The sequence below is a fragment of the Azospirillum sp. UENF 211521 genome (assembly GCF_058780535.1).
Genome location: NZ_JBSNCF010000004.1, coordinates 79,601 through 93,690 on the forward strand (window position 1 = coordinate 79,601; position 14,090 = coordinate 93,690).

The following is a 14,090-nucleotide window of genomic DNA, read 5'->3' on the forward strand; positions in this document are numbered from 1 at the left end:
CCGGCTTGCGTCCTCAACGCGTATCATGCTTTTGCTCATGCCGTTCGGCCCCGCTTGGCCGAGAGACGTGTCAAGGACCCATGCTCAGTTACCTGCCCACCGAGTCCGAGCGCCCGCCGGCCGATCCCCCGCGCCCCTGCCTGCTGCTCATGCCGGCGGAGATGGCGCTGCTGCTGGAGGACCGGCCCGGCCCCCGCGCCCGGCCGGTGGTCACCGAGCGCGCGACGCCGGGCGGACCGCGGCGTTGCTTCCTCGGCTTGGCCGTCAGCGCCCAGACGGCGTGGGAGGTGGCCGCCCATGGACGGATCGATCCCGGCCTCAATCCCGGCCGCCGCAGCGAAAGCGGCCTCGCGCCGCGGACGCTTCAGCCCGCCGCGGACATCCGGCTCGACTGGTGCCGGATCGCGAGCATTCTTCAGCCGGCCCGGGAAATCGCGGCGCTGTCCTGGATCTGCGTGATCGACGAGGACGAGCCGGACGCGACGCTCCGCTCCGGCATTCGCGGCACCCGCTGAAGCGCTCACGGCCGGCGGGTCCCGGAGGACCGCCGCCGCCCGCCGGACGGTTCGTCCCGCCGCCGTCCGCCGCGAGCCGGCCCCGTGCTGCGGGACGAGCGCGAACGCCCGTTTCCACCCCGGCCGGCGCCGCCCGTCCGCCCGCCGCATTCCTCGAAGCGCGCCTTGTGCTCGTCGATGAAGGCGGAGGCCTCGCCCGCGCTCATCGCTGCGAGCCGCTCCGGGGACAGCGTTAGGCCGAGACGCTCCGCGATGGCGGCGACGAACGCCCGCTGACCGGGCGCGGCGGGACGGGACCCCGATGGTTCGGGTGGACGGCCGTTGGCGCGGATCGCCTCGAACTGGCGCAGGATGCGCTCGCGGGCGTCCTCCAGCACCTGTTCGGCCAGCCGGTCGGCGCCGCGCGAGTCGCGCGCCCGCTCGATGCGGTCGAGATCCATCTCGAGAAGCGCCGTCGTCTCGGGCTGCACCAGCTCGGGGACGATGGGCAAGAGGGCCTCCACGAGCATGATGCCCTGGCCGGAGAGGTCGATGGGCGGCGTTCCCTTGCCGCGGGCCCGGCCACGCTCGACCAGCTGGGACGCGATCAGCTCCTTGATCACCGTCTCGCGCGTCGCCGGGGTGCCGACGCCTTTGGAGCTCTTCAGGATCTCGCGCAGATGCTCCTTGTCGGGCGGGACGAGGCGATGCACCTCCAGCATCGCCTCCAGGATGCTGGTCTCGGTGTAGGGGACGGGCGGCCGGGTCCGCTTGTCCTCAAGCCGGGCGGCCGACACGGTGCCGGTCTCGCCGTCGGCCACCGGCGTCAGGCGGTCGGTCTCGCCGCCCTCCTCCGCCTCGCCGTCGTCGGCTCCGAACAGCACGCGCCAGCCCGGCTCCGTCTCGACGGTGCCGGCGGCCCGGAACAGGCGGTCCCGGCAGGGGCCGGACCGCGGAACCATGCTGACCGTCGTGCGCAGACCCTGCGCCGAGGGCATGAAGGCCGCCACGTAGCGCTGTGCGATCAGCCGGTAGGCCTTCGCCTCGTCCTCCGTCAGGCGCAGGCCGTCGGCCGGAACGTCGGTGGGGATGATGGCGGTGTGGCTGGCCTCCGCCACCTCCCGGTCGTTGACCACGGAGCGCCGCACCGTGAGGCGGCCGTCCAGGCGGTCGATCGCCGAGCGGAACGGTTCGCCGAGGCCGCGCAGCTGCTCCATGATCCGTGGCGCCTTCTCCACGTCGGAGGAGGCGACCACCGTCAGCTCGGCGCGCGGGTAGGTGATCAGGCCCTTGTCCTGGTAGAGCCCCTGCAGGATCTCGGCGGACTTGTCGCCCGACCACCCCCACAGCGCGCCGGCCCTGGTCAGAAAGCTGGTCTTGGAGAACAGCTTGGGCGGCGCGGTCTCGACCGGCTTCTGCTCCACGGTCAGCGGTTCGGCGATGCCCCGGACCGCCTCGGCGAGGGCCAGGGCGGCCGCGCGGTCGGTCAGGCGCTCCTCGGCGGACGGGGCGTGGCGCAACGTGACGGTGCCCGCCCGCACCCGGACCTCGGCGAGGATCTCGAAGTAGGCGACCTCGCGGAAGTCGCGGATCTCGACGTGCCGGCGGTGCAGGATACCCAGCACCGCTCCCTTGACCCGGCCCATCGGCCAGTAGCCCTTGCCGAGATCGCCCGGGCGCAGGAAGACCGAACAGGCGACGGTGTGGTTGGTGCCCTCCCACAGGTCGATGACCGACCGGGCCCGGCCGGCGACGAAACGGCCGTAATACTGGTCGGGGTGCTTGAGGGCGAGGAAGGCGGCGCGCTGCGGTCCCGGATTGGATTCCGCGCAGATCATCCTCTTCACGGCGCGCGGTCGGGCGCCGGTCAGCTCGAGAAAATGGCGCCAGATCGTCTCGCCCTCGCGGTCCGGATCGCTGGCGCCGATCACCATGGCGCACTGCGGCAGCAGCTTCTTCGCGGCGGCGATCTGGCGCTTGCACTTGGGATCGTCGGAGGGCAGCACGCGCGGCCGCGCGTTGATGTGCGGCCAGACCTTGGAGCGCCAGTCGCGGAACTCCTCGCCTTCGTCGCGGGGTTCCTCCAGACGGTCGACATGCCCCCAGCCCCAGATGATCACCGCCCGCCCGAGCGGGCTCCTGGCGACCTCGATGTAGCCGTCGCGCATCGCTCCCCCGCCCAGGGCGGCGGCGTACTGCTCGGCCTGGATCTTCTTCTCGGCGAGGATTCCGACATCGAATTGGGGAGCGGCCATCACGGGTCCTTCTTCAGCAACCAGGGGCGTGCGGGGCGGCATCCCGGCGCACGCGGACGAAATGCTTGTAGACGGAGCAGGCGTAGCCCCGTTTGCGGTGCTCGGGACCGGCGCTTCCGGCGTGGTAGCGGCCGATCGCCTCGTCCCAGCTTCCGGTCGACGCGTAGAAGGAGAGCAGGAAGCGCGCTCCATAGGCGGCGTTGAGATCGGGGTCGAAGGCGTCGTCGAGCGTGGCGAAGGCGTCCGGGTGATGCTTCAGGTTGATCTGGACGCAGCCGACATCGATGCTGCGGACGCCGCCGGCGAGCAGCCGGCGCACCGTCTGGACGGCCATGCGCCGGCTGCCGAAGCGCATGGGACGCCCCGCGGCGTTGATGGTCCAGGCCCACACGCGCGGTTCGCCGCCGGTGCTGAGGCCGGACTCGACGCGCCCGACCGCCAGCAGCAGCCCGGACGGAATGCCGACGAGGCGCTCCACCCGTTCGATCGCCTCTTCGCAGGAGCCGGACGGGGAGCGGGCTTGCGTTTCCGTGACGGACGACACCGTTGCGGCGAGAACGGCGGCAAGCAGCCCCGTCACGCGCGGGCGCGCTGCCCGCCGCTCACCGGCTCTGTTCTTCCTGTTCGGCCACCACCATGAGTTCATGCTTTGAGCATGCAGGTACGGCGGTGCGGGGTTCGAGCACCCGCGAACAGCTTTTATCGGCGGGAATTTTAAGCTGGTGGAGGGGCGTCAGGCCTCACCGTTTGGGAGCGGTAGGGGCTGGAGAGGCAAGCTTTAACGGTCGTTGGCGCGTGGTGGAGGCGGTAGCGGCTGGAGCCTCTTGGGGTCACTTAGGCGGCCAGTGCCGGAACCGCTCGGGTTCGGCGCCGTGCAGTCGCGGAAACAAGGGAGATTGAGGATGGCTGAACCGCTTCCCGGCAGCACGGTGCGTATATGCGAAGGCAGCCTCTGGGTGGAGTATTACGAGCATCCTGACGGGCGCCGCTCGATCACATGGCGGTCGCTGCCGGGTGATCGGGAGGCGGCCCAGCGGTGGGTCGATGAAAGGAACGCTCCAGCGGGCCGGTGGGTGCCTGCCGGTGAAATTGCGGCCAGTCTCGAATAGGAGCCCTCTTCGCGACCGCGTACCGGAGTCGGACGTTCTACTTGGTGCAGGTGTAGAGCGCGGTCCAGTGAGTTGCCAGCGTGCCGGGGGGGCCGGGGATTTCCTTGGCGCTGATGACGCTGGCGGAGCTGTCGCTGTCGGCCTTGCAGAAGTAGTTGGCGTACTTGGTGGCGTCCCGCTCGATGCACCCAGGCTGATTGCAGGTGGCGCCTGAGAGATTCCAGAGGACCTTGCCGTCCCTTTCTCCGACAAGGCGTGGGCCGCCGTCGAGGTCGCCGCACGCGGCGAGCCCCACGGAGACGGCGAGAGCGAGGATAATGGTGATGGTACGCATGCTGGGCCTCCCGTTAGGGCGGTAGCTTAGCCGTTGTCGTAGCTTTGTAGAAGCACTGGATGGCGCGGGTTGTCGCCATACTGCCAGCCGCCGAATGGGACGTTTGTGACACGGACAGCCAGAGCGGGGCGGGGCAACCGTGGGCGCTGCCTGTGACACGTGCCAAAACCTGTGTCACAATGGCCGTGCCATGCTATGTTGTCGCCCACGGATTTTGGCACACAGGGCACCATGCTACTGGGCTACGCCAGGGTATCGACGACTGACCAGATTTTGGACGCACAGATCACGGCGCTGACCGAGGCTGGCGTGGACCCGTCGCGCATCTATACCGACAAGATCAGCGGCGCGAAGGCAGAGCGCCCCGGCCTATCCGAACTGATGCGGTCACTGCGCCCTGGCGACGTGGTGGTGATCTATCGACTTGACCGCCTCGGCCGATCGCTGCGAGATCTGCTCGACCTGGTTCACAGGATCGAAGCGGCCGGCGCCGGCTTGCGCAGCCTGTCGGAGGTGCTGGACACCACCACACCCAGCGGGCGGCTGCTGTTCCACCTCTTCGGGGCGGTGGCCGAGTTCGAGCGAGGGGTGACCCGCGAGCGAACCATGGCCGGGCTGGCTGCGGCGCGGGCGCGGGGCGCCAAGCCCGGCCGCAAGTCGGTGCTGACCGGGGAAAAGCTGAAGATGGTACGGGTGCTGTGGAACGATCCCGCTGTGCCGGTCAGCCACATCATCAAGGAATTCAAGGTGTCGCGGCGCACGCTCTATCGGGAGCTGGGGCCGCGTCTGGCTGAATAGTCCTAACAGGGGTGCGAGGGATTCTAGCCGGCGCTTAAGCGCGGCGCCGGCTTTTCTCGTGTTCCATGTAGGCACGGAGCACCGCGTTGATCTTGGTCTGGTAACGGTCGCTGTTGTCGCGGAACCACGTCAGCACGTCCCGATCAAGGCGAATGGAGACGGCTTGCTTGGGACCGGGCTCGACGACCTCTGCAGACTTGAACCACTCCTCGTCGACCAGCGGAGCCGCATCGGGGTCGCGAGCCACTGCGGCCTCGATGTCGGCGTCCGTCTGGGCGTCAAAGCGGGACCAATCAGTCGTCTGGGTTCGGGGTGACGCTAGAGAGCGCCTGGTGATACGCTCGTCGCTCACGGCCGTTCGCCTTCCTTGCTGAAATGATGCGGCAAGCGTTGCCGCGCAGGGTGTAGATGACAACAAGCAAGCGTCCGTCAAGTTCACCGAATGCGATAAACCTGTCTTCGCCCTTGTAGTCGCGGGTATCTGGCTTCTGTAAGACAGTGCCGAGAAAGATGCACATAGCGTCTTCAAAATCAACGCCATGTTTGATAAAGTTATGCTCGCGCTTTTTCTCGTCCCACTCGAAGTCCAATTTCTGATGCTCCGTATCTAATGTGCTGCCTCACCCGCGGCAGCAAGTTTTTTGCCGACATCATAAGCTGGTCCTTACGGTATTGGTCCATGTTCCCCATCACGCGCTTTTGGACAGGTTTCTTCCCGTCTCTGCGAAAACGTGACACGTATGTATATACAGACGGAAAGGATGATTGGCAACCTCCTTGTCGCACGGTGGTGTGGTAGGTCATGGAAGTGGTTTTGCGCGTTACGCTGCGAGTTAAATAGATTGCTCGTGAAACTGGTTGCTATCACGGACAGGGGCGGGCTCGCCCGTCCTGGTGCTGTCGTGAAAGGGCGCGAGCATGGCTGAGACGAACGGGGCGCCGGCGCTGCTGAAGCTGTCGCCGGCGATGGAGCGGGCGTTGATTAGCTGCTATCGGGGAAAGCCATGGGGGCACTTGGTCGGACGGTCAATGCGCGGCGGGTCTGGGCAGACGTGGCGCGTGCTGTATCGTTTGGGTTTGCTGTCGGCCGATAACCAGTTAACCGACCGCGGCCGGTACGAGGCTGCCGCGCGGGCGTCGTGAAAGCGCCGATAGTGTTGAAAAACTCCCCAGCGAGTGCTTCGTACCTGGATTTTCGCAAAAATGTATCTTACATCTGAGGCCAAAAATTTGCGTCATTGCGCAATTTGGTCGCATCAAGACGGGAGGTTGCACGGTATTTCTGATCTGTGGCTTTCATAACTCTATCTTGGAGTGTAATTGGGGGGTGGGCCATGCGGCAGTTGGACGTAGAGAATAAGCTCCGCGACATCGTGAGCCGGATCATCGTGCAGGTCGAGCTGGCGACCGCCCAAGGCCGCACGGACATCAACCTCGCGCTCGAGGATGCGTTCATCCCGATCCTCAGGTCGGTCTACAACCTGCCCCAGCTCGTCAACCTGAACCGCAAGCAGAAGAACTTCCCGGGCATCGACCTCGGCGACGATCACGACCGCGTCTGCTTCCAGGTCACGTCAACCACCTCGCTTGATAAGGTGAAGGCGACCCTTCGCCAGTTCATGGAGCACTCCTACTTCAACAGCTTCGACGAACTCTACGTCCTCACCCTCGTCAAGAAGCAATCCTCCTACAGCCAGGCCGCCGTCAATGAGATCGTCGGAGATCGGTTCGCCTTCAGCACCAAGAAGCACGTCATCGACCTCAGCGACCTGCTCGGATTGGTCGCCGCGCTGCGTTTGCCCGCTCAGGAGCGCGTCCTGGAGGAGTTCCAGCGCATCCTCGGGGAGGTCGACGCCTACATCGCGTATAGCTCGGACAGCATCCCCGACCCGACCGCGATCACGACCAATCTCCAGCGGATCGCGATGCCGCAGGCCGTCTACGTCGCAGAGCTGACCATCGACGACAAAGAGGTGGTCGCGTTGGCTCGCAAGACACTGTCCTACAGGGGCAAGGCGCGGAGTAGGACCTCGGTCGTGAAGATGGCGCTCCTCCTCAACGACGTGCACACCGACGCCTGGGTCTGCTACGACAACAAGCTCTTCACATTCCACGACATGGAGGCCAGTGGCCTGACCAGCATCGTGGACGAGGGTTCGGTCGAGCGGCTCGACGTATCGGATCTCGCGGACTCCCCGGAAATCGACAATGTCAACGTTCTCAAGCAGCTTCTCACCGCCGAAGCCCGAGAGTTGCTCAAGCCGCGTCATGTCCGGATGCATCCCAAGGACCGCTTCTTTTACTTCGTCGCCGACGAGGAGGGGCAGAGCGAGCGCAAGGAGTTCTGGATCGGAAAGCAGAAGGCTATTCGGCGCGTCTACTTCGCACGACCGTCCAAGAAGGACCCCACCAAGGTCGCGCATCATCAGCACCTTTCCTTCGAGCTGACCTTCGCAAGGCTAGGTGAGGACTGGTACGCGCAGATCGTGCCCGGCTGGTTCTACTCCTACGACGGGTTCCGCGAGTCAAACTGGCACGACGACCTTCTGTCCCAGCAGAAGCGGCTCGAGCGCAACTCAAGCGTCCGGAACCAGGTCCGCTTCATCGCCTACTTCCTCGCCTCCACCAGCGATCAGGACGGACTCGCATTCCAGACGCTCATCGAATTCGACGTCGGCGAGGACGCGGACGACGTCGCCGACGACTCCGATGAGACGCTCACCGGCGATGCCGCAGATGATCAGGAGACCGCAGCGTGAGGCTCACCATCCTTGCCGAACCGCTCCTCGAATTCGGCACTGGCACGCACATATGTCCACGCACCGGCATCGAGCACATGGGCGTGTATGACAAGCGCGACGAACTGCGCCGGACCGAGCTTCGCATCGGCATCGTCGGCCGCGGCGAAGGCGTCGACCTGCTCGACGAATGGCTTGTGCAATGCCGCAGCGGCATCGAGCGGAAGAAGGAGTCGAAGCTGCTGAACCTCTTCCGGGGGTTCGGCGGCATCAACCAGAGCTATGGCTTCCTTACCCGCCTCATCAACTCGCCCCAGTACACCCGCACGCTCCAGAAGTCCGAGATCAGCGCCGTCGTGAAGCTCCCGTCGCGCGCCGACCGCGTCGACCGGGCGGTCGAGCTGTATTATGAGCAGATCCGGTTCCTCGCTGAAAACAGGTCCGTCGACGTCATCGTCTGCGTGATGCCGAATGAGATGTTCGACTCCGTCACCTCCTCTAAAGAGGGCGAGGACGGGGAGAGCGAGCTTGAGCACAACTTTCGCCGTATCCTAAAGGCGAAGTGCATGCACCTCGGCACGCCGCTGCAGCTCGTCCGCGAGAAGACCATCCTCATCACCAAGCAGCCCGGTGAGCAGCAGGATCCGGCCACCAAGGCATGGAACTTCTGCACCGCGCTCTACTACAAGGGCAACCGCACTATCCCTTGGCGTCTCGTCGAGGACACCGCCAAGCTGCGCTCTTGCTACATCGGGATCGGCTTCTACAAGAGCCGCGACGGCGAGACTGTCTCGTCTAGCCTCGCTCAAGTCTTCGACGAGTTCGGTCACGGGATTATCCTGCGCGGAACGCCGGTGTCGATCGACAAGAAGAACCGCCATCCGTACCTGAGCGAGGGTCAGGCCTACGAGTTGCTGCGCGACGCGCTGGACGAGTACGACCGCGCGCTGCAGCATATGCCCGCCCGCATCGTCATCCACAAGTCGAGCCACTTTCGCGACAGCGAGCGCAAGGGCTTCCTGCGCGCCCTCTACGAGAAGGGCATCCGCACTAAGGACTTCGTCGCTATCACGGATACAGACATCCGCCTCTTCGGCGACGGCGATTATCCGCCCAAGCGCGGCACAATGCTTGCCATAACCGAGACCGAGGGCCTGCTCTACACGCGCGGCACCGTCGACTTCTACAAGACCTATCCCGGCGCGTACGTTCCTAAGCCCCTCAAGGTCACCGTCTACGAGCAGGACTCGTCCCTCGAGAGCCTCTGCGAGGAGATCCTCGGCCTGACCAAGATGAACTGGAACAACACTCAGATGGACGGCCGACTGCCGATCACTCTCGAATGCGCACGGAAGATTGGCGACATCATGAAGTACGTTAGCCCGACCGAGAAGCCGCAGGTCAGCTACAGCTTCTACATGTGAAGATCCTCACCCGCGCTGTGGCACCGCCTCGGCCAGACCGTTCTCAGCGACTTTGGGGTCCCGCGCCGGCGCGGCAGCCGATCGGAGTTGCGGCGCGTTACTGATTGTCCGGTTTTACCGGCCCAATAGGCAGCTTCCGAGAGGATCGGACGTTCAGCGGAACTTATACGAATGGCCATCTCTGGCGCTTTGCGGAAAAGGAGCGGAATCGCCCGCCCTGGAGCCGCCGCGGCCGGGTGCTGCGCCCGGAATCCACCCTATCCGGTGCTGTCGCGAAAGGGCGCGGAAAGGACAGTTTCACCTTGAAGGGCCCGCTTGCGCCGTGAGGCGAATCAGCCGATATTCGCATCATGATGTGAGGCGAATGTTGCCTCATTCGCCTCATCGGGGAAGCGGATGTACATCTGGCAACGCGACGACTGGCCGAGCTTCCGATGGGACGCCGCCCGCCTGATCCAACCGCTGGCGGCCGCGGCGCGCCGGCATGGAGCCCTTTCCGGGCTGTTCTACCCCTTGGGCGAACAGGACCGGCTGCTCGTCCAGTCCGACGCGGTGACCGAGGACGCGATCCAGTCGTCGCGCATCGAAGGCGAGACGCTGGCCCGCGACAGCGTGCGCGCGTCCGCCCGCCGACGCCTCGGACTCGAAGCCGGTCCCGGAGGATCGAGCGACCGCCGGGCGGATGGGGCCGTCGCGATGCTGCTGGACGCCACCCGGGATCCGAGCCGTCCGCTGACGGACGAAACCCTCTTCGGCTGGCATGCCGCCCTGTTTCCGACCGGTTGGTCGGAGATGAGGCGGATACCGGTCGGGCAATGGCGCCCGGGGCCGGAGCCGATGCAGGTCGTGTCCGGACCGGCGCATAACCCCGTCGTGCATTACGAAGCACCTCCGGCGGACGCCGTGCCGGCGGAGATGGCCCGTTTCCTGACCTGGTTCAACGACCCGGCCGAACGCGCGGCGCTCGACCCGGTGTTGCGGGCCGGCCTGGCGCAGCTGTGGTTCCTGACCATCCACCCCTTCGAAGACGGCAACGGCCGGATCGGGCGCGCCATCGCCGACCGGGCCCTTGCCCAGGACGAGGCGATGCCGCAGCGGCTGCTGAGCCTGTCGCAGGCCATCGCGGGGGACCGTGAGGGGTACTGGGACCGGCTGGAGGAAACCCAGAAGGGCAACGGCGATGTGACCGGCTGGTTGGCGTGGTTCGTCGACGCTTACGACCGCTCGGCCCGCGACGCCGAGGTGGCGATCGGCGGCGTGCTCCGCCGCACGAAGATGCTGGACCAGGCGCGCCAGGCCGGCGTCACGCCGCGTCAGGAGGCTGTGCTTGTTCGCATGCTGGATCCGGAATGGAAAGGCTTCATGACGTCGCCGAAGTGGGCGAAGCTGACGGACTGCAGCATGCCGACGGCGCAGCGCGACATTGCCGACCTCGTGGCCAAAGGGCTTCTGGCCGCCAATCCGGGCGGAAGCAAGAACAGCTCCTATCGCCTCGCCGGTCCCTTGGCCCCGGCCGACATCGCACCGGCGACGCTCCAGCCGTTTTTTGCCGAACCGACGGAGGAAGGCCGCCGGAAGGCGAAGGCGCTGGTTCGGACGATGAGTCCCGATGAGATCCGGCTGCGCCTGACCGTGTCGGAAGCGCTCGCTGGCCGGTGGGAGGGCGACCCCTCGCGGGCCACGGCCCTCCCGGCCTTGCGGGCGGGCATTGAGCTTCTGGCGGGAGAAGGAGCTGGACGGCAGGCGCCGCGGAGCTCGGCACGCTCCTCAGCGCTGGAGAGATAGATCGCCCTGTGCCGCCGGCTCCGTCGCCTTAGGCGCTTCTGGCTGGTATGGCGACACGTTGACCCATGGATTGATCGTTTTCCGGTCAATGGTATACCCCTGAGCCCTCGCGCATGCTTCGGTGAGTATCCGCTGTTGATCGATCATTCGAGCACGGGAAAAATCGGCGATGACGCCAGAGTAAAGTGCTAGCGAGGTCGTGAGAAACAGCACAAAACTGATCGTGTTCAGGATATTAGCGTAATTCCGCTCGGCCCAGGCCTGGATAGCCTCCGCCGAGGCGATGTATGGAGCGATCATCGGGCGATTGCACCATCTGTTGAGAGCGGCTGCAGCCGTCTCGACGCGGAAGCGGACGGACGCGATCCAAGGTGCAGTTCCAGGGCCAATTCTCAACGATACCCGGCGCCACAACGGGTAAAGCACAATGCCGCAAAGCCTTAGACCGATTTGAAGGCAGGCGACCAGTTGCGGCAGGACGGCTATGACGATGCCCAGGAGGAAATACGCGATAATTGGAGCAAGGAGTTCTGTAATCTCGCGTGAGCCGAGGTTGGCCCGACAATCCGACACATAGGTGTACGGCAGCACAGATTGAAAGATGGCGATAGCCGCTCCGATGCCACCCAGGTGGGCCGTTACGACGAGAGACCGGAACCGTTCGACTGTGATAGGGGGTGATGAGGTCATGGTGGGGGTAATCGCGTGAGAAGGGTGGTTAAAAGTAGGTCCAGGGCGCCAGCAGCGTTCCTGCTTTAGGGATGATAAAACCATCGCTTGATGCGTGGCCCAACTGCGCACAGAAGCTCTTCGGATATGACTGCTGCCCTGCGGAATAGGTTCAACACGGGCAACACGTATAATTGGTCACCTCAGGATGAAGGCCATGTAGGAGTTGTCGCCGACTTGGCCGGGAGTGGAAAAGATTGCGCCGGAACCTTTGCCGGTGAAGGTCATGGACTCGTCGATGGTGCCGTTGCCGTCGAGGTCGATGCGGGCGGTGGCACCCTTGAAGCCGTCGGCTCCGGCCAGCTCTTCCCACTTCAGCGTGGACACGCCTGGGCGCCAGCCCCAGGCGGTTACCCACTCGCCCGGTTCCAGGTCGGTGATGGTTGACCAGGTCACGCCACCACCACGCGCATCCACAAAAAAGGTGTCGGCCCCCGCCCCGCCGGTGAGGAAGTTCGATCCCGTGCCGCCGTCCAACACGTCGTCGCCGGCCCCGCCGTCGATCGCGTCGTCACCGGCAACCGAATTGATGAAATCGCTGAGGTCGCTTCCACGTATGGCTTCCGATGAGCTATTGCCGATGTGCATGTTCCGCAAGCCCGCGACCGGGCCGACGTAGGGCTGCATTTCAAGCTCGCGGCTGACCCCTCCCGACCAGACGGCTAAGCGTCGGCTGGGATCGATCACCGGCACGGGCGCTTGTGGGGGCGGAGCCTGCGGGGACGGTGCCGCTGGGGGCGGAGTTTGGGGAGCTGGCGCCTCTGGAGCTGGCGTCGGGGTTGGTGTCGGCGCGAGTTGCGACACCGCATCCACGGCATCGAGGGCTCGGTCAGTGAACGTCATGGAATCAATACGGCGCAGGCGGTCGACGAAACCTGCGCCCGTCACGACGAGATCCGCGCCGTCCTGAGCAATCGTCACTGCGGTCGAGGCAACGCCGAACACTGCGGTGTCGAAGCCATCGCCGCCGTCGAGCAGATTGTTGCCCGAGCCGCCGACCAAAGTGTCATCTCCGGCCAGGCCGAGCAGCGTGTCATTGCCGGCGCCCCCTTCGAGGCGATTGGCGCCATCGCTCCACACCGTTGATCCATCCCCCGCCGTCAGCGTTCCGGGGTCGGTGCCGACGATGAGATCGTCGCCACGGGAGCCGATGGCGTCCTCGATGGCGGCACCATAGGCAACGGCGAAGTGAGGGCTTATGGCGCCCGGCCGCAAATCGAGATGCACGCCGGACCAACCGGAAAACCACCCAGCGAGGGGAAGCGGATCGCCGGGACGCCGAAGAAGCGCCCCGCTCCCCGCTTCACCGGCGAGGGTGACCGACGCAAGAGAGGCGTCGATAGTGTCGCGGCCTCCGGCATCCCAGAGCGCGGCCAAAGGATACCGGCCGTCCACAGTGTAGACGTCGTCGCCCGTGCGCGTGCTGCGGTTGGCTCCATAATAGGCTTGCAGCACCGCGACATCCGCAAGCATCGGGCCGATGGGTTCGACCGTCTGCCCGGAGGCCAGCAGGTCGGGGCCCGGCGCCGTGTACGCCATCATGGTCCAGCCGCGGTGCCATTGCTCCCAAGCCGCACGCGGGTCTCCTGCCGCCGGAGCGGGGTCCCCGCTGTCAAAGGGATGCGTGAGACCGAGTGCATGACCGATTTCATGCACGATGGTGCCGTAAAACAGCCCGCCCCGGCCGAGGTCGTCGGGAATTCCGAAGCGGTCCACGTCGAACGCGACGAGCCCCGACCGCGGACTGTTCATCAGCGGTGACGCCGCGTAGGCCGCCGTATAAGCGTTGGTGTCGAGCGCCCGATCGTCGATGAAGCGCAAAGTCCCGATGGTGTCCGCCGCTTCCGCCACCTCCACGAAGATGATGTTCGCGACATCAGCGAAGGAGGCAAACGCGCTACGAACGGCGGCCCGGTGCGCGGCGTCCAGCGCGGCCGGCTGGACAGGATCGCCGTTGGGAAACGCTGGGCTTCCGGTGTCGTAAAAACTGTAGCTCAGGGTGACCGGAGCGGCTGTTTCCTGCGATCCCCATTTGCCGAATTTGTTCGGCGTTTCCCAAGGCGCTTGGCTTGGTTGAATGGCGGCAAGCGCCGGATCGGGCAGCGTTACCGGGACGGCAATGGCTCCGGCAACCAAGACGCCCGGATCGCGTCCCAACACGCCTCCGTCGACATCGGAGGTCGGTCGATTGGGATCGGTCAGGCCGAAGACCGCTGCGTGCGACGTGGGAACCCAAGTGGAAATGCCGACCATGGGATAACCTGAAATTGTGAGCCACATTTCCAGCATCCGCACGGGTGGTTCACGTCGCTACCGGTATATCTGTGGCGAATTGACGCAGGCGATGATTCGAATAAGAGCGCGGATCAAAACCTCATCTCTATAGGCTCAAGCCATTTATCTTGCTCGAACCAATGGAGGTTT

Annotated in this window: 13 protein-coding genes; 6 read left to right on the forward strand and 7 right to left on the reverse strand. The window is 65.3% G+C overall.

What is annotated here, in order from left to right; translation table 11 throughout:
* Window positions 1–80 precede the first annotated feature (80 nt).
* Window positions 81–515 (forward strand): hypothetical protein, encoded by a 435-nt coding sequence (locus ACWPN5_RS28710; RefSeq protein ID WP_114858941.1) that lies wholly within the window; start codon window positions 81–83, stop codon window positions 513–515.
* A 5-nt stretch (window positions 516–520) separates the two neighbouring features.
* On the opposite strand, the gene ACWPN5_RS28715 is transcribed toward ACWPN5_RS28710, so the two are convergent.
* From ACWPN5_RS28715 to ACWPN5_RS28725, 3 genes are all read right to left on the reverse strand, one after another.
* Complete coding sequence (locus ACWPN5_RS28715; protein ID WP_492298820.1) at window positions 521–2,749, reverse strand: DNA topoisomerase; 2,229 nt, start codon at window positions 2,747–2,749, stop codon at window positions 521–523.
* Window positions 2,750–2,762: 13 nt separating this feature from the next.
* Window positions 2,763–3,329, reverse strand: coding sequence for a lytic transglycosylase domain-containing protein (locus ACWPN5_RS28720; RefSeq protein ID WP_492298822.1), 567 nt, complete (start codon window positions 3,327–3,329; stop codon window positions 2,763–2,765).
* A 566-nt stretch (window positions 3,330–3,895) separates the two neighbouring features.
* On the reverse strand, window positions 3,896–4,192 hold the full coding sequence (locus ACWPN5_RS28725; RefSeq protein ID WP_464882576.1) for a hypothetical protein: 297 nt from the start codon (window positions 4,190–4,192) through the stop codon (window positions 3,896–3,898).
* Between the two features lie 231 nt (window positions 4,193–4,423).
* Here ACWPN5_RS28725 and ACWPN5_RS28730 point away from each other — a divergent pair, with 231 nt between their 5' ends.
* Window positions 4,424–4,990, forward strand: a complete 567-nt coding sequence (locus ACWPN5_RS28730; RefSeq protein WP_492298824.1) for a recombinase family protein — start codon at window positions 4,424–4,426, stop codon at window positions 4,988–4,990.
* A 34-nt stretch (window positions 4,991–5,024) separates the two neighbouring features.
* Here the strand turns inward: ACWPN5_RS28730 and ACWPN5_RS28735 are convergent, their stop codons facing one another.
* Window positions 5,025–5,342, reverse strand: a complete 318-nt coding sequence (locus tag ACWPN5_RS28735; RefSeq protein ID WP_492298827.1) for a BrnA antitoxin family protein — start codon at window positions 5,340–5,342, stop codon at window positions 5,025–5,027.
* Window positions 5,284–5,580 (reverse strand): BrnT family toxin, encoded by a 297-nt coding sequence (locus tag ACWPN5_RS28740; RefSeq protein ID WP_492298828.1) that lies wholly within the window; start codon window positions 5,578–5,580, stop codon window positions 5,284–5,286. The genes ACWPN5_RS28735 and ACWPN5_RS28740 overlap by 59 nt, the downstream gene beginning before the upstream one ends.
* Before the next feature lie 328 nt (window positions 5,581–5,908).
* Here ACWPN5_RS28740 and ACWPN5_RS28745 point away from each other — a divergent pair, with 328 nt between their 5' ends.
* The 4 genes from ACWPN5_RS28745 to ACWPN5_RS28760 all read left to right on the forward strand — a co-directional run bounded on the left by ACWPN5_RS28745 (window position 5,909) and on the right by ACWPN5_RS28760 (window position 10,937).
* Complete coding sequence (locus ACWPN5_RS28745; RefSeq protein WP_492298830.1) at window positions 5,909–6,133, forward strand: hypothetical protein; 225 nt, start codon at window positions 5,909–5,911, stop codon at window positions 6,131–6,133.
* A gap of 191 nt (window positions 6,134–6,324) precedes the next feature.
* Complete coding sequence (locus ACWPN5_RS28750) at window positions 6,325–7,749, forward strand: SMEK domain-containing protein (protein ID WP_492298832.1); 1,425 nt, start codon at window positions 6,325–6,327, stop codon at window positions 7,747–7,749.
* The gene (locus tag ACWPN5_RS28755) at window positions 7,746–9,152 is read left to right on the forward strand and encodes an argonaute/piwi family protein (protein WP_492298834.1); all 1,407 of its coding nucleotides are present in this window, start codon (window positions 7,746–7,748) and stop codon (window positions 9,150–9,152) included. Before ACWPN5_RS28750 ends, ACWPN5_RS28755 begins: the two co-directional genes overlap by 4 nt.
* Window positions 9,153–9,548: 396 nt before the next feature.
* Entirely contained in the window at window positions 9,549–10,937 is a 1,389-nt protein-coding gene (locus ACWPN5_RS28760; RefSeq protein ID WP_492298835.1) for a Fic family protein, read from the forward strand.
* Here the strand turns inward: ACWPN5_RS28760 and ACWPN5_RS28765 are convergent.
* Both ACWPN5_RS28765 and ACWPN5_RS28770 read right to left on the reverse strand, forming a co-directional pair.
* On the reverse strand, window positions 10,920–11,627 hold the full coding sequence (locus ACWPN5_RS28765) for a hypothetical protein (protein WP_492298836.1): 708 nt from the start codon (window positions 11,625–11,627) through the stop codon (window positions 10,920–10,922). The two genes, ACWPN5_RS28760 and ACWPN5_RS28765, sit on opposite strands and share 18 nt — an antisense overlap.
* Before the next feature lie 177 nt (window positions 11,628–11,804).
* Window positions 11,805–13,955 carry a M10 family metallopeptidase gene (locus tag ACWPN5_RS28770; RefSeq protein ID WP_492298989.1) on the reverse strand — a complete coding sequence of 717 codons (2,151 nt, stop codon included), beginning with the start codon at window positions 13,953–13,955 and terminating at the stop codon, window positions 11,805–11,807.
* Window positions 13,956–14,090: the final 135 nt, after the last annotated feature.

Bases quoted from the DNA above. Each gene is read 5' to 3' on its own strand.
- ACWPN5_RS28710 (WP_114858941.1), top strand. From the start codon at position 81: ATGCTCAGTTACCTGCCCACCGAGTCCGAGCGCCCGCCGGCCGATCCC.
- ACWPN5_RS28715 (WP_492298820.1), bottom strand. From the start codon at position 2,749: ATGGCCGCTCCCCAATTCGATGTCGGAATCCTCGCCGAGAAGAAGATC.
- ACWPN5_RS28725 (WP_464882576.1), bottom strand. From the start codon at position 4,192: ATGCGTACCATCACCATTATCCTCGCTCTCGCCGTCTCCGTGGGGCTC.
- ACWPN5_RS28730 (WP_492298824.1), top strand. From the start codon at position 4,424: ATGCTACTGGGCTACGCCAGGGTATCGACGACTGACCAGATTTTGGAC.
- ACWPN5_RS28745 (WP_492298830.1), top strand. From the start codon at position 5,909: ATGGCTGAGACGAACGGGGCGCCGGCGCTGCTGAAGCTGTCGCCGGCG.
- ACWPN5_RS28750 (WP_492298832.1), top strand. From the start codon at position 6,325: ATGCGGCAGTTGGACGTAGAGAATAAGCTCCGCGACATCGTGAGCCGG.
- ACWPN5_RS28760 (WP_492298835.1), top strand. From the start codon at position 9,549: ATGTACATCTGGCAACGCGACGACTGGCCGAGCTTCCGATGGGACGCC.
- ACWPN5_RS28765 (WP_492298836.1), bottom strand. From the start codon at position 11,627: ATGACCTCATCACCCCCTATCACAGTCGAACGGTTCCGGTCTCTCGTC.
- ACWPN5_RS28770 (WP_492298989.1), bottom strand. From the start codon at position 13,955: ATGCTGGAAATGTGGCTCACAATTTCAGGTTATCCCATGGTCGGCATT.